Origin of the sequence: Allosaccharopolyspora coralli, from assembly GCF_009664835.1 — a bacterium.
Classification (GTDB): Bacteria; Actinomycetota; Actinomycetes; order Mycobacteriales; family Pseudonocardiaceae; genus Allosaccharopolyspora; species Allosaccharopolyspora coralli.
In genome coordinates, this window is the sequence record NZ_CP045929.1 from 4,220,993 (window position 1) to 4,242,739 (window position 21,747).

At 70.1% G+C, this 21,747-nt stretch carries 18 protein-coding genes and 1 pseudogene; 9 read left to right on the forward strand and 10 right to left on the reverse strand.

Annotated features, from left to right (window positions below; translation table 11 throughout):
* Positions 1–88: 88 nt before the first annotated feature.
* From purH to GIY23_RS19705, 7 genes are all read right to left on the reverse strand, one after another.
* Complete coding sequence (gene purH, locus GIY23_RS19675) at positions 89–1,669, reverse strand: bifunctional phosphoribosylaminoimidazolecarboxamide formyltransferase/IMP cyclohydrolase (protein ID WP_154078008.1); 1,581 nt, start codon at positions 1,667–1,669, stop codon at positions 89–91.
* Complete coding sequence (purN, locus tag GIY23_RS19680; protein ID WP_154078009.1) at positions 1,666–2,313, reverse strand: phosphoribosylglycinamide formyltransferase; 648 nt, start codon at positions 2,311–2,313, stop codon at positions 1,666–1,668. The genes purH and purN overlap by 4 nt, the downstream gene beginning before the upstream one ends.
* A gap of 112 nt (positions 2,314–2,425) precedes the next feature.
* The gene (locus tag GIY23_RS19685; RefSeq protein WP_154078010.1) at positions 2,426–3,931 is read right to left on the reverse strand and encodes a cell division protein PerM; all 1,506 of its coding nucleotides are present in this window, start codon (positions 3,929–3,931) and stop codon (positions 2,426–2,428) included.
* A gap of 168 nt (positions 3,932–4,099) precedes the next feature.
* The gene (locus tag GIY23_RS19690) at positions 4,100–5,269 is read right to left on the reverse strand and encodes a DUF5336 domain-containing protein (RefSeq protein ID WP_154078011.1); all 1,170 of its coding nucleotides are present in this window, start codon (positions 5,267–5,269) and stop codon (positions 4,100–4,102) included.
* Between the two features lie 228 nt (positions 5,270–5,497).
* The gene (sucD, locus tag GIY23_RS19695; protein ID WP_154078012.1) at positions 5,498–6,382 is read right to left on the reverse strand and encodes a succinate--CoA ligase subunit alpha; all 885 of its coding nucleotides are present in this window, start codon (positions 6,380–6,382) and stop codon (positions 5,498–5,500) included.
* A 3-nt stretch (positions 6,383–6,385) separates the two neighbouring features.
* Positions 6,386–7,555, reverse strand: a complete 1,170-nt coding sequence (sucC, locus tag GIY23_RS19700) for an ADP-forming succinate--CoA ligase subunit beta (RefSeq protein WP_154078013.1) — start codon at positions 7,553–7,555, stop codon at positions 6,386–6,388.
* A gap of 158 nt (positions 7,556–7,713) precedes the next feature.
* Positions 7,714–9,474 carry a hypothetical protein gene (locus GIY23_RS19705; RefSeq protein WP_154078014.1) on the reverse strand — a complete coding sequence of 587 codons (1,761 nt, stop codon included), beginning with the start codon at positions 9,472–9,474 and terminating at the stop codon, positions 7,714–7,716.
* 668 nt (positions 9,475–10,142) lie between these two features.
* On the opposite strand from GIY23_RS19705, the gene GIY23_RS19710 reads away from it, so the two are divergent.
* From GIY23_RS19710 to GIY23_RS23145, 3 genes and pseudogenes are all read left to right on the forward strand, one after another.
* Positions 10,143–10,859 (forward strand): M23 family metallopeptidase, encoded by a 717-nt coding sequence (locus GIY23_RS19710; protein ID WP_228717407.1) that lies wholly within the window; start codon positions 10,143–10,145, stop codon positions 10,857–10,859.
* 123 nt (positions 10,860–10,982) lie between these two features.
* Positions 10,983–11,189 (forward strand): annotated as a pseudogene (locus GIY23_RS23140) (class I SAM-dependent methyltransferase); the annotation flags it as partial.
* A gap of 188 nt (positions 11,190–11,377) precedes the next feature.
* Positions 11,378–11,719 carry a hypothetical protein gene (locus GIY23_RS23145; protein ID WP_228717760.1) on the forward strand — a complete coding sequence of 114 codons (342 nt, stop codon included), beginning with the start codon at positions 11,378–11,380 and terminating at the stop codon, positions 11,717–11,719.
* A gap of 240 nt (positions 11,720–11,959) precedes the next feature.
* On the opposite strand, the gene pcrA is transcribed toward GIY23_RS23145, so the two are convergent.
* Positions 11,960–14,368: a DNA helicase PcrA gene (pcrA, locus tag GIY23_RS19720; RefSeq protein ID WP_154078016.1), complete on the reverse strand. Its 2,409-nt coding sequence runs from the start codon at positions 14,366–14,368 to the stop codon at positions 11,960–11,962.
* A gap of 159 nt (positions 14,369–14,527) precedes the next feature.
* On the opposite strand from pcrA, the gene GIY23_RS19725 reads away from it, so the two are divergent.
* Together GIY23_RS19725 and GIY23_RS19730 are read left to right on the forward strand one after the other, a co-directional pair.
* Complete coding sequence (locus GIY23_RS19725) at positions 14,528–15,190, forward strand: DedA family protein (RefSeq protein WP_154078017.1); 663 nt, start codon at positions 14,528–14,530, stop codon at positions 15,188–15,190.
* A gap of 276 nt (positions 15,191–15,466) precedes the next feature.
* Entirely contained in the window at positions 15,467–15,751 is a 285-nt protein-coding gene (locus tag GIY23_RS19730; RefSeq protein WP_154078018.1) for a chorismate mutase, read from the forward strand.
* Between the two features lie 92 nt (positions 15,752–15,843).
* On the opposite strand, the gene GIY23_RS19735 is transcribed toward GIY23_RS19730, so the two are convergent.
* Positions 15,844–17,154: an MFS transporter gene (locus tag GIY23_RS19735; protein WP_154078019.1), complete on the reverse strand. Its 1,311-nt coding sequence runs from the start codon at positions 17,152–17,154 to the stop codon at positions 15,844–15,846.
* A 27-nt stretch (positions 17,155–17,181) separates the two neighbouring features.
* Complete coding sequence (locus GIY23_RS19740) at positions 17,182–17,976, reverse strand: 3-hydroxybutyrate dehydrogenase (RefSeq protein ID WP_154078020.1); 795 nt, start codon at positions 17,974–17,976, stop codon at positions 17,182–17,184.
* A gap of 148 nt (positions 17,977–18,124) precedes the next feature.
* On the opposite strand from GIY23_RS19740, the gene GIY23_RS19745 reads away from it, so the two are divergent.
* The 4 genes from GIY23_RS19745 (at position 18,125) to GIY23_RS19760 (ending at position 21,464) form a co-directional block, all read left to right on the forward strand.
* Positions 18,125–18,445 (forward strand): hypothetical protein, encoded by a 321-nt coding sequence (locus GIY23_RS19745; protein WP_154078021.1) that lies wholly within the window; start codon positions 18,125–18,127, stop codon positions 18,443–18,445.
* A 155-nt stretch (positions 18,446–18,600) separates the two neighbouring features.
* Positions 18,601–19,347, forward strand: coding sequence for a PIG-L deacetylase family protein (locus tag GIY23_RS19750; RefSeq protein ID WP_154078022.1), 747 nt, complete (start codon positions 18,601–18,603; stop codon positions 19,345–19,347).
* 40 nt (positions 19,348–19,387) lie between these two features.
* Positions 19,388–20,551, forward strand: a complete 1,164-nt coding sequence (locus tag GIY23_RS19755; protein ID WP_154078023.1) for a hypothetical protein — start codon at positions 19,388–19,390, stop codon at positions 20,549–20,551.
* Positions 20,552–20,711: 160 nt separating this feature from the next.
* The gene (locus tag GIY23_RS19760; RefSeq protein ID WP_154078024.1) at positions 20,712–21,464 is read left to right on the forward strand and encodes a hypothetical protein; all 753 of its coding nucleotides are present in this window, start codon (positions 20,712–20,714) and stop codon (positions 21,462–21,464) included.
* Positions 21,465–21,747: the final 283 nt, after the last annotated feature.

A 21,747-nucleotide genomic window follows, 5' to 3' on the forward strand; every position in this document is an offset into this window, starting at 1 on the left:
CGAATTTGCCACCCCTCTGTCCACAGGGGGAGGGAGTTGTCCACAGGGGGAGGTGCGGTGGGGTGAGGCTATGGGGTGCTGGGTGGGGTCAGTGGGCGAAGTGGCGGGTTCCGGTGAGGTACATGGCCACACCCGCCTGCTCCGCCGCCGCGACGACCTGCTCGTCCCGAACCGACCCGCCGGGTTGGACGACGGCGCGCACTCCGGCTTCGGCGAGGACCTCGAATCCGTCCGGGAACGGGAAGAACGCGTCCGAGGCGGCGACGGAACCGGTGCCCCGGTCTCCGGAACGAGTGACCGCGAGTCGCGCGGAGTCGACGCGATTGACCTGCCCCATACCCACACCGACGGTCGCACCGTCGTGGGCGAGCAGGATCGCGTTCGACTTCACGGCACGGCAGGCTCGCCACGCGAACCGCAGATCACGCAGCGTCGCTTCGTCCGCGGCCTTGCCGGTGGCCAGCGTCCAGTTGGCCGGGTCGTCGCCCTCGGCGTCGATGGCGTCCGAGCCCTGCACGAGGACACCACCGGAGATGGCCCGCACCTCCACCCGGCCGGACTCGGGCGGCTGAGCGGTGAGGAGGCGGACGTTCTTCTTGCGCTGCAACACTTCCACGGCACCCTCGGCGTAGCCGGGTGCGACGACGACCTCGGTGAACACTTCCGCGACCTGCTCGGCCATCGCGACCGAGACCTCACGGTTCACCGCGATCACGCCGCCGAAGGCGCTGACCGGGTCGCATTCGTGGGCTTTGCGGTGGGCTTCGGCGACGTCGGCACCGAGCGCGATGCCGCAGGGATTGGCGTGCTTGATGATCGCCACGCACGGATCGTCGTGGTCGTGCGCAGAACGCCACGCCGAATCGGCGTCGACGTAGTTGTTGTACGACATCTCCTTGCCGTGCAGCTGGGCGGCGGCCGCGAGCCCGGTCGCCTCACCGCCCGAGACGTACAGCGCGGCGGGCTGGTGCGGGTTCTCGCCGTAGCGCAACGCGGAGCGGCGTTGCCAGGTTTCGCCCAGCCAGCCGGGGAACGTGGCACGCTCGCCGGTGGCCTGGTCCTCTTCGGTGTGGCCAGTCATCCAGGAGGCCACCGCGACGTCGTAGGAGGCGGTGTGCCGGAACGCCGCTGCGGCGAGTTCGGCCCGCTCCGGCTGGGTGAAGCCGCCGGCGCGGACCTGTTCGAGCACCCGGTCGTAGCGGTTCGGCTCCACGACGACAGCGACGTTGGCGTGGTTCTTCGCCGAGGCACGCACCATGGCGGGCCCTCCGATGTCGATCTGCTCGATGACCTCGTCGGGACCTGCCCCGGAGGCCGCGGTCTGCACGAACGGGTACAGGTTCACCACAAGCAGGTCGAACGGCGCGATGTCGAGTTCGTCGAGCTGGTCGGCGTGGGTCTGCTTGCGCAGATCGGCGAGCAGGCCCGCGTGCACCCTTGGGTGCAATGTCTTGACCCGGCCGTCGAAGGCTTCGGGGAATCCGGTCAGCTCCTCCACCGGCGTGACCGGCACCCCGGCGTCGGCGATCGTCCGCGCCGTGCCACCGGTGGAGACGATCTCGACGCCGGCGGCGTGCAGACCCGTGGCCAGTTCCAGCAGGCCGGACTTGTCCGACACACCGATCAGCGCGCGGCGCACCGGCTTGCGGTCCTGTGAATTCGAGCTCACGGGATACTCACCTTTCGTCCCTGCACGGTCCAGCCGTGCCGTGCCAGTTGTTCCAGAGTGTCCACGAGCAGTCGCCGTTCGACGGCCTTGATCCGCTCGTGCAGGCTCGCCTCGTCGTCGTCGGGCAAGATCGCCAGGGGCTCCTGCGCCAGGATGGGCCCCGTATCGACACCGGCGTCCACGACGAACAGCGTGCAGCCGGTGACGCGGACGCCGTACTCCAACGCGTCGCGCACACCGTGCATCCCCGGGAACGCAGGCAGCAACGACGGATGGCTGTTGAGGTAGCGGCCGTCGAACCGCGCGAGGAAATCGGCTCCGACCAGCTTCATGAACCCGGCCGAGACGACGAGGTCGGGTTCGTACTGTGCGCACGAGTCGGCCAGCGCCTGGTCCCATGCCGCGCGGCTCGAATACTCCTTCAGTGCCTGGGTGAAAGTCGGCAGGCCCGCGCGTTCGGCGCGCGCGAGCCCTTCGACGTCGGGGCGGTCGGAGCCCACGGCGACGACCCGCACCGGGTGGTCGGGCCCGTTCGTGGCGTCGAGCAGCGCCTGGAGGAGAGTGCCGGAGCCGGAGACCAGCACGACGACCCTGGCAGGGCGGTGGGCACTCCGGGAGACCGGACTCGGCTCACGCGTGTTCAGTACTCACTCCTGATCTCCGCTGGTCCGCGCCCGGGGGACGCGATCTCACCCAGCAGAGTAGGCGTCACCGTCACCGGCGACACCGCCAGGGCGCCGCCGAGTGGCACAACACTCACCGATCGTCGTCGTCCCGCCGCCTCGGCCACGCAAGCTCGGGGTCTTCCTCCGCGGCCTCCAGGTCGGCGAGGTCGTCGTCGAGGGGGTCGTGCTCGGGGGCGGCGACCTCCGGATCTTCGCCGTCGGCAGCCGTGTCGTCCGGCACCTGCTCGGTCGGGTCCCCGCCCTCCTCCGGTACCGCATCGTCATCCGGTGCTTCGTCGTCCAGGTCGGCATCGACGAGGTCCGGGTCCGGCACTTCCGAGTCGAGGGTGCCGTCGCCATGCGGTTCCTCCGGCGCCGTCTCGGCCCCGCTCGACGATCCCTCGCCCTCGAGGGGCTCGACCCCATCCGGCGCTGCGACCTGCGCACGAGGACCGAAGAGCCACGAGACGAGCGCCCCGGGAACGGCCAGCCAGCCCACCGTGGCGAGCGCGGCCCACCCGGCGTGCATGCTCACCGGCTCGAAGTCGGCACCGCCGAGTCGCCCCCCGGTGAGCAGCGCGAGGCACCCGACCGCCGTCGCGACCACGGCCGCGCCCGCGAGCACCGCCGAGATCCTCGGCACCACCGCCTCGTCGGCGTTCCGGCACCACCACCCGAGCAGCGCACCCACCACCACGGGGACCACGAACACGGCGAACCACCACAGCGCGCCGGTACTCGCCGGCAGTGCGGCGAACAACGGCAGGTCGGGGACGGGGCCGGTCCGGACGCCGAACGGCGAGACCTCGAGCGCCCCGACCGAGAAGCCCGGCCCGACGACGAACGACCATGCGGCGAGCATCGCGTTCGGCAGGTACAGCAGGGAGACCACGATCATGCCGAAGCCGTCGCCCCACGAGGGCGAGGCCGCGAACAGCTGGGACGCCGACAGACCGAGCCCGCTGAGGAACACGAGCGCGGCGAGCATGGCCACGACCAGCAGGACGCGGACACCGAGTTCGATGCCGGTCCACACCGGCTCGCTCACGCGGGACCACACGAGCGTGATCAGCCCGCTGCGATCGGCCATACCGAGGCCCGCGGCGGTGGTCGCCGTCAACCCGCACCACACGAACGCGTCGAGCGGGACTGCGACTACCGAGCCGCCCCGGACCAGCACGGCGATCACGGCGCCTGCCGTGGCGTGGACGACGCCCATCACGAGGATCACCCGCGCGGTCTGCGCGGCACTACGAAGCTGGGCCCGTCGGGCGAAGCCGGAGCAGGAGGCGGCGATCAGCAGGACCACGAACGCCGTCGGCAACAGAGGCAGCACGTCGAGCGGTGCCCCGGAGATCGACAGCGGCACCTGGTGCGCGGCGAGCCACGCAGGCAGTGCGGCCAGCAGTACTGCGGGCAACGAGAAGTCACCGCCCGCCGTGGCCATGACGGCGGCGACGACGCCGGCCAGCGCGAGGTATCCGGCGGTGACCACCGCGCCGACCACGGCCGCGAGCAGCAGCCATCGCGTACCGGTGTGTCGAGTCCCGGTGGCCCGCTCAGCGAGGGTGTGAGGGAGGTTTCCGAGCGCGGTCACCCGCTGAATGTCGCATCGCCATGCGTCCGATCAGGGGCGGACACACCGCGTCGTCGTCTGATCGAGGGAAGACGTCCTCGACCACGGCGAACTGGCTTGTGGCTCAGAAGGCGTCTGGAAACTGGCTATGTGCCCGTAGGGCACACAAGCCAGTTCCCAAATGCACTCTCAGTGATTCCCGGGATGCGGCATCTGCCGAGTCCCGCCCGGACCTCCGGACCGTGCCGATCCCTGCTGGTCGAGCCCCTCGGAGGTGTGCTGGGTGTTCGGCGCCGAGGGCAACCGCGCCGGCGGGCCCTGCGTGGACGACTGCGGGCCCGAACCCTCCTGGGCGTTCGGCTCCTGCGGCGACTGCGACTCGCGTTGCGGTGTCTGGGCCTGGGAGGACTGCTCCGAGCCTGCCGGATTCGACGTCGTGCGCCACGACGCGACCTGGGCACGATCCGAGCGAACCAGTGCCTGCCACGGGTCGTCGTCCCGGCCCGCGCTCGTCTCGTCGGCCGGCCTTTCGCTACCGGCCGTACTCGCCGCGGACGGCGTTCCGGTGTCCCGCTCGGAGGCCGACGACTGCGTTTCCGCAGCCTGTTGTGGCCCGGTGTGCTGCAATCCGGACTGCTGCGCGCCGGATTTCTGTGCTCCGGTCTGCTGCGCGCCGGAGTGGGCCTGCCACGGATGCGCCTGCCGCGCTGCGTCCGGGCGGGCCGGTTGTTGACCGGGCGCCGCCGGAACACCGTGCGGCACGTCGGCGGCCGGACCCCATCCGGGCTGCCCAGCGCCGCCGGGCTGGTGCGCCGGACGCGGGTTGTTCCACGGCGGCGGCGGGGGTGGCCGATGACCGTCCGGACCGGGAGGCCCCGGTCGTGGCTGCCCCATCGGAGACGGCATCTGCGGGCGCGGTGGCGCCTGCGCGGCGGGCGGCGCCGCCCCGGGCAGTTTCACCGCCCCGGCGTCGGCGAGCAGCACTCCGGCGACGCCGGCGAGCTGCGCCACGGCCAGCACCGTGATCACGATGACCAGCGCGGTCGCGCCTCCGCCCATCACGATCTGCAGCAGCGCCAGCGCGGCGAACACCGACAACGGTGCGGCGATCGTGAACGCGGGGAACCGCACCGGTCCCGGCAACAGGGTGAGACCGGCCAGCGTTCCCGAGCCGATCAGGCACAGCCCCGGAAGACCGCCGAGTGCGGCAGCACCACCGGCGTCGAAGAATCCCAGGAGGTAGGCGAGCAGCGCGGTCCCCGGGACGGCGAAGGTCAACAGCCGTCGCGTGTCCTTCCGTGCGGTCGGAGCCGGCGGAGGCGGGGCGGGACGCTGGGAAGATCCGTTCGGGACGGACATTGCGAGGACTCCTAGACGTGCAGGACGGGGCTGTCCGGGCAGGCTGGCGGAAGGACGGTCCGACCGGACGGGGCGGTCGGATTCGCGGCCGCCGGCCACGCGCGACCGTACCGGACCGGCACCGCACTCCGATCTCGTTCATGCATACCGCATCCGGGGCCCGACGCGACGTGGGGCCGGACACCCACCTCGGTGTCCGGCCCCGACGACACATGATCGAACCGGTGATCAGCCCTGCACGATCTGGCGCATCAGCTGCGCGGTCTCGCTCGGCGTCTTGCCGACCTTGACCCCTGCGGCCTCCAGCGCCTCCTTCTTCGCCTGGGCGGTGCCCGACGAGCCGGAGACGATGGCACCGGCGTGGCCCATCGTCTTGCCCTCGGGGGCGGTGAAGCCCGCGACGTAGCCCACGACCGGCTTGCTGACGTTGGCCTTGACGTACTCGGCGGCCCGCTCCTCGGCGTCGCCGCCGATCTCGCCGATCATCACGATCGCCTCGGTGTCCGGGTCGTTCTCGAACGCCTCGAGCGCGTCGATGTGCGTGGTGCCGATGACCGGGTCACCGCCGATACCGACGCAGGTCGAGAAGCCGACGTCACGCAGCTCGTACATCATCTGGTAGGTCAACGTGCCCGACTTCGACACGAGGCCGATCTTGCCGGACTCGGTGATGTCGGCCGGGATGATGCCCGCGTTGGACTTGCCGGGCGAGATCACACCGGGGCAGTTCGGCCCGACGATGCGAGTCTTGTTCCCGGTCGCCTGCGCGTGGGCCCAGAAGTAGGCCGAGTCGTGCACCGGGATGCCCTCGGTGATGACCACGGCGAGCCCGATCTCGGCGTCGATCGCCTCGATCACGGCGTCCTTGGCGAACTTCGGCGGGACGAACAGCACCGAGACGTCGGCGCCGGTCTTTTCCATGGCCTCCTTGACGGTGCCGAAGACCGGGAGCTCCTTGCCCTCGATCTCGACCGTCTGGCCCGCCTTGCGCGCGTTGACACCGCCGACGATGTCGGTGCCGGACTTGAGCATCCGCGCGGTGTGCTTGGTCCCCTCAGAGCCGGTGATGCCCTGAACGATGACCTTGCTGTTCTCGTTGAGGAAAATGGCCATCGTTCACGCCCCCGCAGCCGCGAGCTCGGCGGCCTTGTCGGCCGCACCGTCCATCGTGTCCACCAGCGTGACCAGCGGGTGGTTGGCCTCGGCGAGGATCTGCCGCCCCTCGGCCACGTTGTTGCCGTCCAGTCGGACGACCAGCGGCTTGGTCGCCTCGTCACCGAGGATCTTCAGCGCCTGCACGATGCCGTTGGCCACGGCGTCGCAGGCGGTGATGCCACCGAAGACGTTGACGAACACCGACTTGACGTCGTCGTCGCCCAGAATGACGTCCAGACCGGCCGCCATCACCTCGGCCGAGGCGCCACCGCCGATGTCGAGGAAGTTGGCGGGCTTGACGTTCTTGTGCGCCTCGCCCGCGTAGGCCACCACGTCGAGCGTCGACATGACCAGACCGGCACCGTTACCGATGATGCCGACCTGCCCGTCGAGCTTGACGTAGTTGAGGTCCTTCTCCTTGGCCTTGGCTTCCAGCGGGTCCTCGGCCTGGGCGTCGACCAGCTCGGCCTGCTTCGGCTGCCGGAACGCGGCGTTCTCGTCCAGCGTGACCTTGCCGTCGAGCGCGATGATCGTGCCCTGGGGGTCCTTCACCAGCGGGTTGATCTCGACGAGGGTGGCGTCCTCGGCGACGAAGGTGTCCCAGAGCTGGACGATGACGTCGACGCACTGGTCGGCGACCTCGGCCGGGAACTTCGCGGCCTCGACGATCTCGCGCGCCTTGGCCGCGTCGATGCCCTTGATCGGGTCGATGGCGATCCTGGCGAGCGCCTCGGGCTTGGTCGCGGCGACTTCCTCGATCTCCATACCGCCCTCGACCGAGGCCATGGCCAGGAAGTTCCGGTTGGCGCGGTCGAGCAGGATGGAGAAGTAGTACTCCTCCGCGATGTCGGATGCGCTGGTGACCAGCACCTTGCGCACCTCGTGGCCCTTGATGTCGAGACCGAGGATGGCCTCGGCCTTGGTCTGGGCCTCGTCGGGGTTCTCGGCGAGCTTCACGCCACCGGCCTTGCCGCGGCCCCCGGTCTTGACCTGGGCCTTGACGACGACGGGGCCACCGAGTTCGGTAGCAGCTGCCTTCGCCCCTGCGGGGTCGTCAGCCACGGAGCCGGGCAGCGTCGGCACGCCGTGGGAAGCGAAGATTTCCTTCGCCTGGTACTCGTACAGGTCCACTCGAGTCTCCTGCGACGTCAGTGTCGGACGTGGTGACGATATCGACCTGCGACGACGCTTGGGCCGGCGCCTCTGGTGTCGTCCCTCACCCAGTGTCGGCGGTCACGCGCCGCGCGCCACCCAGTCGTGGCTTTTCGGGCAATTCCGGCGCCAGCGGGCTACTCCGTCGATTCAGGAGACCTCGCGGCGAAGAACGCGCCGACCACCAGCACCCCGGCGCAGGCGAGCCCGCACCAGAGGCCGAGCCCGGCGGACGAGGCCTCCGCACGGCCTGCGGTGAGCGGCAGTTCGAGCACCCGCACGGCCACGACGAGCACTGCCCCGCTCAGCAGCGCAGCTGCACGGGAGGGACGGCACACCGTGGCGAGAGCCACCGCGGCCAGGACCGCCACGAGCCCCAGGAGCAGCCCCCACGAGGTCGTCCCGACGTCGTGGAACAGCCCCGGCGGAGAGTAGTCGGGCGCCGTGAGCACCGGGAACGCGAACGCGAGGACGGCCAGCACTGCGGCGGGAACCGCCACGAGCAGCATCTCCGTACGCACCCGCACCTCGGTGAGGTCGACGTCGTCGCGCTCGACGCCACCGGCGAGCGCACCGAGCACCGCCGCGGTGGCCGCGAACACCAGCGCCGCGACGGCGGCCCATGCGCCTGCGCCCATTCGGGCACCGTCGACGGAGAGGGCAGCGAACACGGTGTCCAGGGAGGCAGCAGCCGCGAGCGGCACGACGGCGGTCCCGACCACCAGTGCCGGTCGCAACCACAGCGCTGCTCTCGGCATCGCCACACCCGCTGCGAGCAGCGCGAGCACCACACCCGCAGGCAGCAACGGACGAGCGGGATACGAGGACGGGGCGTCCGCGGAATCAGGCAGGGTGATCTGCGGCAACAGCGCGGCGGCGACCGCGAGAACCCCAGCGAGCATCCCGGCCGCCGCGGCGAGCCGGAGCAGTCGCGCCAACGCGGGCAACCGCACCTCGGTCTCGTCCGAGCTCGCCGTACCCGTCCATCGAGCCAGTGCGGCGAGCGTGAGCGCGGCGAGCACTCCGAGCAGCGGTCCCCAGCTGAAGCGCACGTCCGACATGAACGTCACGGCCAGCAATGGGGCCAGCGACACGGGCAGGACACCGAGTCCGAGCCCGAGCAGACCGCCCCGCACGACGTCGGGATCCGCGGCCGTGGCGGCGAATCCACCCGCCACGGGCACGGCGACCGCCATCAGGAAGCTTCCGACGAGGACCGCTGTCGGGGCGGTCACGTCCAGCGCGGACCGGGGCAGCAGGTAGGGATTGTCGGACTCGAACGGCATCAGGGTCAGCCCCACCGCGGCGACGACGGCCGCGAGCAGCACTACGGCGAGCAGGCCTTGTCGGTGCGTCACGGTGCCGTCCGACGAAGCGCGGGACTCGGCGGTACGGACGATCCAGCGCAGCACGAGCACGCCGGCAGTCGCCGACGCCACGTGTGCCGCCAGCAGCATCCACGTTCCCGCCGACGGCTCCAGCGGCTCGAGAGTGGACGTGAGCAGGAGTTCCGGCCGGGCGGCGCGGCCGGCGTCGACGAGAAGCTGGGTGTCCAGGACGAACCGTCCGGGCGCGAGCACGGCCGGTCCGAGCAGGACGGCGGCAGCGGTGGCACGCCGCCCACCGCGCTCGAACCACCAGGCCAGCACGGGGGCGATCGCCGCGAGCAGCAACAGCACCGGCCACGACAGGAAGGCGGGCGCCGCGACGGGCGAGACGACCCCGACCAACGGAGCGAGTCCGATCAGCACGGCGCCGAGGCCCGCGAGCCCGAGCGCGGCGCGGAACGACCCGGCCCCACTCTCGGCCGAGGGTGCAGGACCCGGCGGCATCGCTTGCGCAGTCGCCGTCGGAGCCGGAGGCCTCGTGGGACGCGGGGTTTCGGGGCTGGCACTCACCGCGCCGACGCTAGCAACCGGGAGATCAGGCCCACGGCCACCGGTCGGCCGGAGATCCGCGGCGCGCAACATCACAGCGGTCACGCTGTTGCGACGGTCACAGTGTGCGACCGCACGAGGCTTCACACGAGAGCGGACAGCGAACGCGACCCGGCTCCACGGCCACCCGAATGGCCCAGCCGCGCAGCCGCCGACACACCAGAGGGGATATGTGACACAGAACACATTCGCTCGTTTTGGTGTCCCCCTGTCCGGATCGCACCGCCGAACCTCACCCGAATGGAGCGACAACCCGACCCACGTCTCCGCTGGCAGTGCCCCTCGGTGACTCCCGGGATCGCCCGATGCTCACCCTCCGCACGCACTCCCCACAGCGGTTGACGATCACGGATTGTCGACACTCTGTCACTGATCGGGATTTGCCCCTAGGGGATCTCCCTCGTTACTGTCCCCCAGTCCGTTGTCACGGTCAGATCACGAATGCCGGTTCCCCGACCGGCCCCGGAAACCCCGTCCGGCCCCGCGTGATCGGACTCCCCCGAAACGGAAGGGCGACAGTGTCTCGACTCCGCTCCCCGGGCGGCAAGCACCCCACAACCGCACGCGATCCGCACGGCGAACAACGCCACGAGCGCGGCCAGCACCGCGTCTCCGCACCCTCGACGGTCATGCGCGGCCGCATCGTCGTCGCAGCGGTCGCCGCCGGAGCGTTCGCCGCCGCAGGCCAGTCCATGGCCGCCGGCGAGACCGACTCCGGCTACGACGACTACACCCCGCTCGCCTCCGGTCAGGACGCCGCCGCGTCCTTCGGCGCCGTGGCCAGCTCGGGCACCGGCGGCCCGGCACCGGCACCCGAGGTGCTGCCCGTGGCGCAGCCGGCCAACGGCGACGCGGAGATGGAGAAGCTCAACAAGAGCACGCGCATCGCCGAGGAGCGCGCCGAAGCCGCCGCCGCCGAAGCGGCCCGTATCGCCGCCGAGGAAGAAGCCAAGCGACCCAAGATCGTCTCCCCGGCCGAGGGCACGTTCACCTCCGGGTTCGGCGGCCGCTGGGGCAGCACCCACTACGGCCTCGACATCGCCAACTCCATCGGCACACCGATTAACTCGGTCATGGACGGCGAGATCATCGAGGCGGGCAGCGCCAGCGGCTTCGGCCAGTGGGTCCGCGTCCAGCACGACGACGGCACGATCACCGTCTATGGCCACGTCGACACGATCACCGTCGACGAGGGCGACACCGTGGAAGCGGGCGAGCAGATCGCCACCATGGGCAACAAGGGTTTCTCCACCGGTCCGCACCTGCACTTCGAGGTCTGGAACGCCAGCGGCAAGAAGATCAACCCGAAGCCCTGGTTGGACGAGCGCGGCATCTCCCTCAGCTGAGGCGCCGCCACACCGCCGTCGCCTCTCGACCCTGTGTAGCGTCGTGGTCCACGGACCGCGAGGTCCACAGGGTCGGGGGTCGCGATGGAACAGAAGGTGTCCCTGTCGGGTGCGCCGGAGACCATGCTCGGCACCCTGTACCTGCGCGCGAAAGCGGGCACGCTGGCGAATCCGGTGCTCGTTGACCGGCACGCGGCAGCTGCCGTCGAACGCCTCGACTACGACTTCGGTCGGCTCCGGCTCGACAACCGGGACCCCAACACGGTCGCGATCCGCGCCGTGTCGATCGACCGTCGAGTCCGCGACCTCGTCGCCGCGCGCCCCGACCGCACCGTGCTGCACCTCGGCTGCGGCCTGGACACCCGCGTGTTCCGTCTCGACCCGCCGCCGACCGTCGCAGGCTCTTCGGGCAGCAGCGTCCGCACCACCACACGGTCCCGACCTCGGTCACCGATCCGAAGCTGCTGGAACGGATCCCGGACGACAAGCCCGCACTGGTCGTCGCGGAGGGGCTCACGATGTACCTCACCGAGCAGGACGGACTGCGACTCCTGCGACGCATCGTCGAGCACTTCCCGTCCGGTGACCTGCTCTTCGACGCCTTCAGCCGACTCAACGTCCGGCTGTCGAACCGGCTCAACCCGATCGTCACCCGCTCCGGCAGCTCACTGCGCTGGGGCATCGACGACCCACACCAGCTCGAACGCCTCGTTCGGGGACTCGCACTCGTCGAGGAGTGGCCGTACACGTCCGCACCCGAACTCGCGCGCTACTCCAGGCCGACCCGAACCGCGCTGACGGTGCTCGACACGTTCCGCACCACCCGCAGACTCGGCAGGCTCCTGCACTACCGATTCTGAGCGGAGAAGTTGCCGCTCAGAGAGCATCTGGGAACTGGCTTTTGTGCCCGTAGGGCACGCCTCATACGTGCTCAGCCTCGACAGGGTGAGGGGCTCCGGCGTTCGGAGTTCGTGCCTCGCAAGGCAGGGGTTCTCGCCGCGTACGCGTGGTACTCACGAGGACCCCACCGCCGCGAGGCACGAACTGGGGCGGCGGTACCGGACCACCCACCCCAGTTCCCACATGCGTTCTCTGGGGTTTCAGAGCTTGGTGAGCGGGACGCTGCCGATGAGCATCAGACGCACCGTGCCCGCGGCGCCGAAGTCGATGGTCGCGGTCGCACGCGGCCCCTCGCCCTCGGCCGAGACCACGGTGCCCATGCCGTACTTGTCGTGCGTGACCCGGTCACCCGCTTCGAGCTTGATCGCGACCGTGTCCTTCCAGCCCTTCGCCGGGGTGCTGCGCATGCCGCTCTCCGCCACCCGCGCCTGAGCCGAGTCGGAGCCACCCCGGTCGAAGCCACCGCCCCGGCCGCCCCAGGTGCTGCGGACCTGCGGCGCCGACCGCTCCGGCTCCACCCGGCGCCAGTCGAGCAACTCGTCCGGAATCTCGGTGAGGAACCGCGAGGCCGGGTTCGTCATCGGCTGTCCCCACGCCGAGCGCATCAACGCCCGCGACAAGTAGAGCCGCTGCCGGGCACGCGTGATGCCGACGTAGGCGAGGCGGCGTTCCTCCGCGAGCTCCACCGGATCACCGAGGGCGCGCATGTGCGGGAAGATCCCGTCCTCCCAGCCGGTGGAGAACACCACCGGGAATTCGAGCCCCTTCGCGGTGTGCAGCGTCATGAGCGTGACGACACCGTCGCCGGACTCCGGCAGCGAGTCGGCGTCGGCGACCAGCGACACCCGTTCCAGGAAGGCCGACAACGAGTCGTCGGCAGGCAGGCCGTCCCGGTCCTCGTCGGAGACCGGCACCTCCCCACCTTCGCTGGTCTCGGTCGCACGGCTCGACTCCGGCGAGCGGGTTTCGGTGAACTCCCGTGCCACGGTCACGAGTTCGGTCAGATTCTCGACCCTCGTCGCGTCCTGCGGATCGTCGCTGGCCTCGAGCTCACCCCGGTAACCAGTGCGTTCCAGGATCGTCTCCAAGACCTCGGCCACGTCGTACTCGGCGGCCACGTCGTTGAGCTCGTCGAGCAGCTCCACGAACGAGCCGATCAGTCGCTGGGCACGCGTGTTCAGCTGGGTGACCTCGCCCTTGGCCGCCCGGCGCAACGCGGTGTGGAACGAGACGCGCTCCTGCTCGGCGTGCGCGGCGACCACGGCCTCCGCACGGTCGCCGATCCCGCGTTTGGGCACGTTGAGGATCCGGCGCAGGCTCACCGTGTCGTCCGGGTTGTCGAGAACCCGCAGGTAGGCCAGGGCGTCGCGCACCTCGCGGCGCTCGTAGAACCGGACGCCGCCGACGACCCGGTACGGCAGACCGAGCCGGATGAAGACCTCTTCGAACACACGCGACTGATTGTTCGTCCGGTAGAACACGGCGATGTCGTTGAACGTCGCCTCGCCGTCGTCGACGAGGCGGTCGATCTCTCCCGCGACGAACGCGGCCTCGTCGTGCTCGTTGTCCGCGACGTACCCGACGATCGACGCGCCGTCGCCGGAATCGCTCCACAGCCGCTTCTCGCGACGGTTCGGATTACGCCGGATCACCGCGTTGGCCGCCGAGAGAATCGTCTGCGTGGAGCGGTAGTTCTGCTCCAGCACGATCGAGGTGGCCTGCGGGTAGTCGCGCTCGAACTCCTCGATGTTGCGGATCGTCGCGCCACGGAACGCGTAGATCGACTGATCCGCGTCGCCGACCACGCACAGCTCGGCGGGCTCGACGCCCGATTCCGTGGTCCGGGTTCCGACGAGCTCGCGCACCAAGGCGTACTGGGCGTGGTTGGTGTCCTGGTACTCGTCGACGAGGACGTGCCGGAATCGGCGACGGTAGTACTCGGCCACGTCCGGGTGCTGCTGCAGGAGCTCGACCGTGCGCATGATCAGGTCGTCGAAGTCCAGCGCGTTCGACTCGCGGAGTCGCCGCTGATAGGCCGCGTAGACCTGGGCGACCTTGCGTTCCATGTCGTTGCCCGCCCGCTCGGCGGCGTCCTCGGGCGTGAGCAGTTCGTTCTTGAGGTTCGAGACGTGGATCGCGAGCGTGCGCGCCGGATAGCGCTTCGAGTCGAGCTCGTGATCACGGGCGATGATCGTGATGAGCCTGCGCGAATCGTCGGCGTCGTAGATGGAGAAGTTCGACGACAACCCCACGGTCTTGGCTTCGCGGCGCATCACCCGCACGCACATCGAATGGAACGTCGAGACCCACATGGCCTTCGCGCGCCGCCCCACCAGGGCCGCCACCCGTTCCTTCATCTCGGCGGCGGCCTTGTTGGTGAAGGTGATCGCCATGATCTGGCCGGGGTGGGCGTCGCGCTCGGCGAGCTGGTAGGCGATGCGATGGGTGAGCACCTTCGTCTTGCCCGACCCGGCCCCCGCGACGACGAGCAACGGAGCCCCGGTGTGCGTCACGGCCTCCCGCTGCTGCGGGTTGAGCCCGGCGAGCAGGGACTCCGAGTCGTGGGAGGGCCGATCGTCGCGCTGGGGGAGGTCGAACAGGGTGCTCATCGCTGCACAACGTTACCCGCCGGGGCCGACATCGTTCCCGCGCACGGCCGGGGCGTCGGCAGGCCACGAATCCGGGGCGAGTTCCGGGATCTCCCCGACTCGCAGGCGCCCTCCGCCGCCCACACTGGTCGGCGGTGAACAACGACTGGGGGTGTCGGAATGACCGTGATCGAGCAACTCGACGCGCTCGTTCTCGATCTTCTGGACAGTGCGTCGGCGATCGGCCCGACGGCCTGTCTGGTGGTGCTGTTCGTGGTGCTCTCGCTCGAGGCGTCGCTGTTCGTCGGACTGTTCGTCTCCGGCGAGATCGCGTTGCTGGTGTCGGTGGGCGCGTTGGGCGAGCGATGGGCGGTGCCGATGCTGCTCGTCGCGGTGCTCGCGAACACGGTCGGACAGGCGGGCGGCTACGGGATCGGCCGTGGCGTCGGCCCGTCGCTGCAGCGCAGCTGGGCGGGACGCAAGATCAGTGCGAGTTCGTGGGACACCGCGCACGAAGTGCTCCGCGGCCGGGGCGCGCGTGCGTTGCTGACCACGCGGTTCATCGCCTTCGTGCACGCCGTGGTCCCGGCGGTGGCCGGCATGCTCCGAGTGCCGTTCGCGCGGTTCATGGTGATGGCGGTGGCCGGCGCGACCGCCTGGGCGACAGTGCACACGAGCCTGGCGCTCGCGTTGGGGCAGGCCGCACGCGCGATCGGGTATAGCTGGACGGCGGTGGTCGTCACAGTCGTGGCCGCAGCCGTCTCCGGAACCGTGCTGTACCGCTCGGTGCGCCGGGTCGACCGAGAGAAGTCCGCTGAACAGCCGGAACCCGCCCGCCCCTGAAAGGGCATTGGAGAACTGGCATGTGTGCCCGTAGGCACGGTCTCAGCTGCCCAGGTCCGCACTGCGGGACACACCGTCCGGCTGTTGGCGAGGCGAATTCGGGCTGTGGCACACTGGACGACGTGCTGACGCAGACCTTCGAGTTTTTCTACGGGCCCGGACTCCGGCGCCCGTGGTCTGCATGAGCTGACACGACTACCCCGCCCCGGAGTTGCGACCCCGGGGCGTTGTCGTTCTCGGGTCACGGCAGGGGCCGACCCATCGGAGGCACTCCAGATGAACACGACGGTGGACGGCGACCAGGACCGGTCCGAGCCCGAAGGCTCGATCGGTGGCCTGCGCGAGGAGATCGACTACCTCGACGCCGAGATCCTGCGTCTGGTGCAACGTCGCGCCGAGGTCTCTCGGCAGGTCGGCGAGGCCCGGATGGCCTCGGGCGGCCCGCGCATCGTCTACAACCGCGAGATGGACGTCCTCGCCCGCTACCGTGCGCTGGGCCCCGAAGGCCGTGAGCTCGCGATGATCCTCCTGCGCCTCGGCCGCGGCCACCTCGGCCGCTGACCGCCGGGGTGGCAAATTCGCGCGAATTTGCCACCCCTCCATCCACAGGGGGTGGGAGTTGTCCCCACTGGGTCGGGTGGAATCCGGGCGAGTCACTCGTGGGCGGCCATGTCGCGGTCGCGGGTTTCGGGAGCGAGGACCACGGCGACGATCGTGACCACCGAACACAACGCTACGTAGATCGCGATCGGCAGCGGTGAGCCGAACGCGGCGAGCAGCGCGGTGGCGATCAGCGGCGCCACCGATCCCGCGACGACGGACGCGAGCTGATAGCCCACGGACGCACCGGAGTAGCGGACGCGGGTGCCGAACAGCTCGGAGAAGAACGCCGCCTGCGGCCCGTACATCGCACCGTGGAAGATCAACCCGACCGAGGTCGCCAGGGTGATGAGCCCGAACGACTCCGTGTCCAGCAAGCCGAAGAACACGAACGCCCACAGTCCGGTGCCGATCGCGCCGATCAGATACACCGGGCGCCTGCCCACGCGGTCGGAGAGCGTTGCCCACAACGGGATGCTCGCGAAGTGCACCACCGCCGCGATCAGTGACGCGTTCAGTGCCAGCGACCTCGGCATCTCCAGGTAGGTGGCCACGTAGGTGAGCACGAACGACGTGACCATGTAGTACACGACGTTCTCGACGAACCGGGCTCCCATCGCGGTGAGGACCTCGCCGCGATAGTGCTTCAGGACCTCCAGCAGCGGCGGCGTGCGCCCGCCCTGCTCGTCGATCTTGCGTTGCGCCTCGAGGAACAGTGGGGACTCGGCGACCGCGAGCCGCACCCACAGGCCGACGAGGACGAGCACCCCGGAGAGCAGGAACGCCACACGCCAGCCCCAGGCCAGAAACGCCTCTTCCGACTGCACCGCGGCGAGGACGGCGAGCACGGCCGTGCCGCACAGGTTGCCCAGCGGAACGCCCGCCTGCGGCCAGGACGCCCAGAATCCGCGGTTCTTCGCCGAGCCGTGTTCGGAGACGATGAGCACCGCACCGCCCCACTCGCCACCCACGGCGAAGCCCTGCACGAGGCGCAGGAACGTGAGGATCAACGGCGCGGCGAGGCCGACGGAGGAGTACGTCGGGAGGAACCCGATGAGAAACGTCGCCCCGCCCATCATGACCAGGCTGATGACCAGCAGCTTCTTGCGGCCGAGCTTGTCGCCGTAGTGGCCGAAGACGATGCCGCCGAGCGGGCGGGCGAAGAAGCCGACGGCGTAGGTGACGAACGCGAGCATGGTGCCGACCAGCGGGTCCGCCGCCGGGAAGAACAACGTCGGGAACACCAGCGCGGCCGCCGAGCCGTACAGGAAGAAGTCGTACCACTCGATGGTGGTTCCGACGAGGCTCGCGGAGACGACGCGGAGTCTGCTGGATCTCTTGGCGGTGGGGTCTGCTGCGGTCATGTCGCTCCTCGGTGACGTGCCGGTCGGTCAGTGCGCGGTCCAGCCGCCGTCCATCGGCAGCGAGGTTCCGGTGATCGAAGCGCTGCCCGGGCCGCACAGCCAGATGGCGAGTTCGGCGACCTCCTCCGGTTCGACGAGACGTTTGACCGGCGTCCGTTCGAGCAGCACGTCCTCGATGACCTGTTCCTCCGGGACACGGTGCAACCGGGCCTGCTCGGCTACCTGCGTTTCCACCAGCGGGGTGCGTACGAAGCCGGGGTTGACGCAGTTCGAGGTCACGCCGTGGCGCGCGGCCTCGACGGCGACGGTCTTGGACAGTCCCTCGAGCGCGTGTTTCGCGGCGACGTAGGCGCCCTTGTAGGGCGACGCGCGCAGCCCGTGCGCGGAGGAGACGTTGACGATGCGTCCCCATCCCTGTTCGTACATGCCCGGCAGCGCACTGCGGATGATGCGGAACGGAGCCTGCACCATCAGGTCGAACATCATCGAGAACGTGTCGGTCGGGAACCGGTGCACGGGAGCGACGTGCTGCACCCCGGCGTTGTTGACGACGATGTCGACGTCGGTGCCGAGCTCCCCGGCGGCGTCGAGGTCGCAGAGGTCGACGACCCTGGGGGTGCCGCCGATCTCGGCCGCGAGCGACTCGATGGAGTCGGCGACCTTGTCGACGAGCACCACGTGGGCACCCGCGTTCGCGAGTCCCCGCGCGATGGCGTCGCCGATGCCGCTGCCCGCTCCGGTGACGAGTGCGCGCCTGCCCCGCAGGTCACCTCCACCGGCGAGCCCGGTCGAGGCGCGGTCGACGCCAGGTCGATCTTCCATAGGCATCGAAACTAGAGGTGATGCGGATCTCAATCCATACCCGGACCGCAACCATTTCCCTGCCCCGTGGTTCGCGCCCCGGTCGGCGAACCGAAATCGGGGACATCCCGCATACCCCTACCGCCCCGAATCAGGGCAGACTGGACACATGTTGGGTGGAGTTGTGGATCTGATCGCGTTGGTCGTCACGCTGGTCGCGTTGCTGGCCGCTCTCGGGCACGGCGGGTATCTGGCGTTGTTGCAGTCCTCGGCCAAGCAGCGTCCGGGCGGGCAGCCCGCGGTGGAGTTCGCGAAGAAGCGGGCCCCGATCGCGGGAGGCGCGCTCGCGGTCGCGTTGCTGGCGTTGCTCATCCAGACAGGGGGTGTGCCCGCCGACATCTTCGCGATGCTGCTCGGCGGTGGTGCGGGAGCCACTTCGGTCGCGGCGCTGCAGACGACGCAGAAGCGCTTTCGCACGGGCGAGTACTGACCGACCCGGGACAGGACGACCTCGACCGGGCCGCGCCGATCGAGTGACCTCATGATCATTCGATCCGGCGGGCGCCCGGTCGCGCGCCATGACGTCACGTGACTGAGCGACCCCGGAGAGCCACTTCGTTCGAGCGACAACTACCCTGCACGGTCATGCGGACCTCACCGAAGATCGCCTCCGATGTACGGCAGGTACTCGTGGTGACCGCACATCCCGACGACGTCGACTTCGGCACTGCAGGGACCGTCGCGTCCTGGCGAACGGCAGGCGTCGGCGTCACCTACTGCGTGTGCAGCTCCGGCGAGGCCGGGGCGACCGACGGGCTGGGCGGTCACCAGCTCACCCTCGACGAGATGCGCACGCTGCGTGAGAACGAACAGCGGTCGGCGGCCCGTGCCGTCGGCGTCGACGACGTGCGCTTCCTCGGTCACCCCGACGGCAGGCTCGTCGCCGACCTCACGCTGCGCCGCGACATCACGCGTGTCATCCGCGCTGTGCGGCCCGACCGGGTCGTCGCACACTCCCCCGAGATCAACTGGGGACGGTTACACGTGTCGCACCCCGATCACCGGGCGGTCGGCGAGGCGACCGTCGCGGCCGTGTACCCGGACTCGCGCACTCCCCTGGCCCACCCCGAACTGGTCGAGGACGGCCTGCAGCCATGGACCGTGCACGAACTGTGGCTGACAGAAGCACCCGATGAGCGGATCAACCACGCCGTCGACGTCACCGATCATTACGAGGCGAAGCTCGCGGCGCTGCACGCACACCACTCGCAGACCGCGCACCTCGACGGCCTGGGGTCGATGATCCGTGAGCACCTGCGCAGCAATGCCGAGCAGCACGGCCTGTCCTCCGACCGGTTGGCGGAGGCGTTCCAGGTCGTGAGCACGGCCTAGGTTCCCCTGCACCGCCGAGGGCGGCAGAAAGTCGAGACCGATGTACCCCGGAAGGACGAGCTGGTCCGGACAGATCGAAAGCCCGCCGGGCCGCGACGATCGAGCCGCACCGCAGCGCGCCCGGCCGGAGGCACCCCGTGCGCAAGCAGGCCGTCCGGAAGCACGCCGGGCGGCCTCCACCGCGCTACCCCGCGCGATGCCACCGGAGGTGCCGCGCCAGCCGACCTCACAGGACGTGCCCCGTACGGCGGGCCGCCACCTCCCTCGCACGGTGCCGGATGACGCGCACCGCACCGATTCGCGCGCCGTGTCCGATCACGGGCACCGCATGGTCGGCCCCGTGGTGCTCGGCAGCCGACAGGAGGACCGCGCGACGGATCCGCTCTCGGACACGGATGCCTACGGTGGGCTGCACAAGTTCGACCTGGGCATGGTGCCTGCGTCGGTGACCCCACCGCCGACCTGGCGGCGAGCAGCGTGGTTCTCGATCGGGTCGGCGGCCGCCGCATTCAGCGGTCTGGTCCTCGCCACGTTCGCCCTCGTCGACACGACCCACGTGCGGAGTCTGGACTTTCCGGGCTTCCCGCGTGGCGGGGAGTTCCCGCCGTTCCCTGGAACCGGGTACACGTCCGAGGAGCAACAGGAAGCTCTGCCCTGGGCGCCGAGTTCGACGACGAGTCCGTCGGAACCGGTACGCCTGTCCCCCGGCCCGAGCTCCGCAGGAGCGCCCGACTTTCCGGGAGCACCGGGAGAGCCGAACGCACCCGGGACGCCGGAGACCCCTGGGGCACCGGAATCCACCCGCCCCGACACCGGTGGTCCCACGACGGGCCCGAGCGAGCCCGGGGAGCCGACGGCACCTCCGTCGTCCACGTCCCCGACGACGGAATCGTCCCTGCTGCTGTTCAGCAGCCAGGCGATGCGCGAAGCCTCGGCCGAATACTTCTCGGCGATCAGTGAACTCGACCTGCCTCGGGCCTACGAGATGACGGGCGGCGACCTGCGCGACGAGGGCTACGACTCGTTCGCCGCCCGGTACGCCGACGCGATGGCGATCGAGGTGCGGGCCGTCGAGTACCGCTCGACGAGTACGGTCACCACCTTGCGGATCACCCGCGAGGACGGCTCGGAAGTGACTCAGCGCCGCGAACTCCGCTTCACCAGGGAAAGTGACCCGAAGGTCCGCTCCGACGAGGAAGCGTGATGACCGGCCGTAGGGTGCGCCGCCGTTCGGGCGGTCGCCGCGCCAAACGAGACCGCCCGTTCAGGTGAACTCTTCCGGTTTGGGTGTCTTTCACGGCTCTCGCGGACTTGGGTGATCGGTGCCCACCCACGATCACGCACCGGCGACCAGAGGAGCACACGTGCAGGACCGCCCCAGCGGCAAACGGCGATCCCGTGGGGGCGCGGTCACGGTCCCGCAGCTGCTCCAGCGCAGGCCGGGTTCGCTCCGTGGGGCCGATTTCGACCTCGACCCGGACGATCCGTTGGTCGACGGCGCGTCCGCCGGCCGGGTGCCCGCGCAGCGCTCGCGAGCCGTAATGGGCGTCGTCGCGGTGGTGCTGCTACTCCTGGTGTCGGTCGCGGTGTCGGTGGTCACCGCCCGCGCGACCTCGGCGGGACCGCCGCCTCGCGCGGTCGCGTCGGCTCCGATCTCCGGCGTGGACGCACTCCGCCTCGACCTTCTCCGGCAGGCGCGGTGGCCGTTCCACGACCTGCGCGACCGCACCGTCGGCGACCCACGGGTCGGCAGCCGGGGGCAGGGCCACGCGCACGATCCGGGTGCGGCGAACCCGGCCGCGGGCAGCGCCGACTCCGCTCGGGCGCTCGTGGCCGAGTTCTACCGGCTCATGGACACCCGGCCGCAGCGAGCACTGGACCTGGTCGCACCGGAACTGCTCAACGGCGAGCGTTCCCTGATCCTCGCGGCCTGGGAGCCGAGCTCCGTCCGTGTCCAGCACCTCGACGTGCGGTCGGCGAACTCGGTGGTCGCCGAGATCGGCGTCGACCACCCTGGCGGTCACACCGCGCTGCGCCATCGGCTCACCGTGGAGGAAGGCGCTCGACCGCACATCCTCGCGATCGACCTGCTCACCGCGCGGCACCACGGGCGTTGAACACCCCTCGGACAACGATGCGGCAACGACCGGGTGGCCATCCCGGGTCGTCGGGCCTGCCCGGGCGAACCACTACGGGTCCCGCACGTGTCGTCAGCGACCGGGCACGCCGCGTGCCCCAATTCCGCACACAGTGACCTTCAACAGGACAAACAGCCGATATCGGGGCCGTGTTCCGGGTGGCGCAACGCGCGACCGAGTCGCCCCGGAGGAATCTTCGCGAATCTGCCGACTTCGTACGTGGGCCACATCGACGTCGGCTAGGCTTCCGGGGCACGGTCGA

Excerpts from the sequence above, each read along its gene's own strand:
- GIY23_RS19690 (WP_154078011.1), bottom strand. The coding sequence starts at position 5,269 with ATGTCCGTCCCGAACGGATCTTCCCAGCGTCCCGCCCCGCCTCCGCCG.
- sucD (WP_154078012.1), bottom strand. The coding sequence starts at position 6,382 with ATGGCCATTTTCCTCAACGAGAACAGCAAGGTCATCGTTCAGGGCATC.
- GIY23_RS19710 (WP_228717407.1), top strand. The coding sequence starts at position 10,143 with ATGCGCGGCCGCATCGTCGTCGCAGCGGTCGCCGCCGGAGCGTTCGCC.
- GIY23_RS23145 (WP_228717760.1), top strand. The coding sequence starts at position 11,378 with ATGTACCTCACCGAGCAGGACGGACTGCGACTCCTGCGACGCATCGTC.
- pcrA (WP_154078016.1), bottom strand. The coding sequence starts at position 14,368 with ATGAGCACCCTGTTCGACCTCCCCCAGCGCGACGATCGGCCCTCCCAC.
- GIY23_RS19725 (WP_154078017.1), top strand. The coding sequence starts at position 14,528 with ATGACCGTGATCGAGCAACTCGACGCGCTCGTTCTCGATCTTCTGGAC.
- GIY23_RS19730 (WP_154078018.1), top strand. The coding sequence starts at position 15,467 with ATGAACACGACGGTGGACGGCGACCAGGACCGGTCCGAGCCCGAAGGC.
- GIY23_RS19735 (WP_154078019.1), bottom strand. The coding sequence starts at position 17,154 with ATGACCGCAGCAGACCCCACCGCCAAGAGATCCAGCAGACTCCGCGTC.
- GIY23_RS19740 (WP_154078020.1), bottom strand. The coding sequence starts at position 17,976 with ATGGAAGATCGACCTGGCGTCGACCGCGCCTCGACCGGGCTCGCCGGT.
- GIY23_RS19745 (WP_154078021.1), top strand. The coding sequence starts at position 18,125 with ATGTTGGGTGGAGTTGTGGATCTGATCGCGTTGGTCGTCACGCTGGTC.
- GIY23_RS19750 (WP_154078022.1), top strand. The coding sequence starts at position 18,601 with ATGCGGACCTCACCGAAGATCGCCTCCGATGTACGGCAGGTACTCGTG.
- GIY23_RS19755 (WP_154078023.1), top strand. The coding sequence starts at position 19,388 with ATGTACCCCGGAAGGACGAGCTGGTCCGGACAGATCGAAAGCCCGCCG.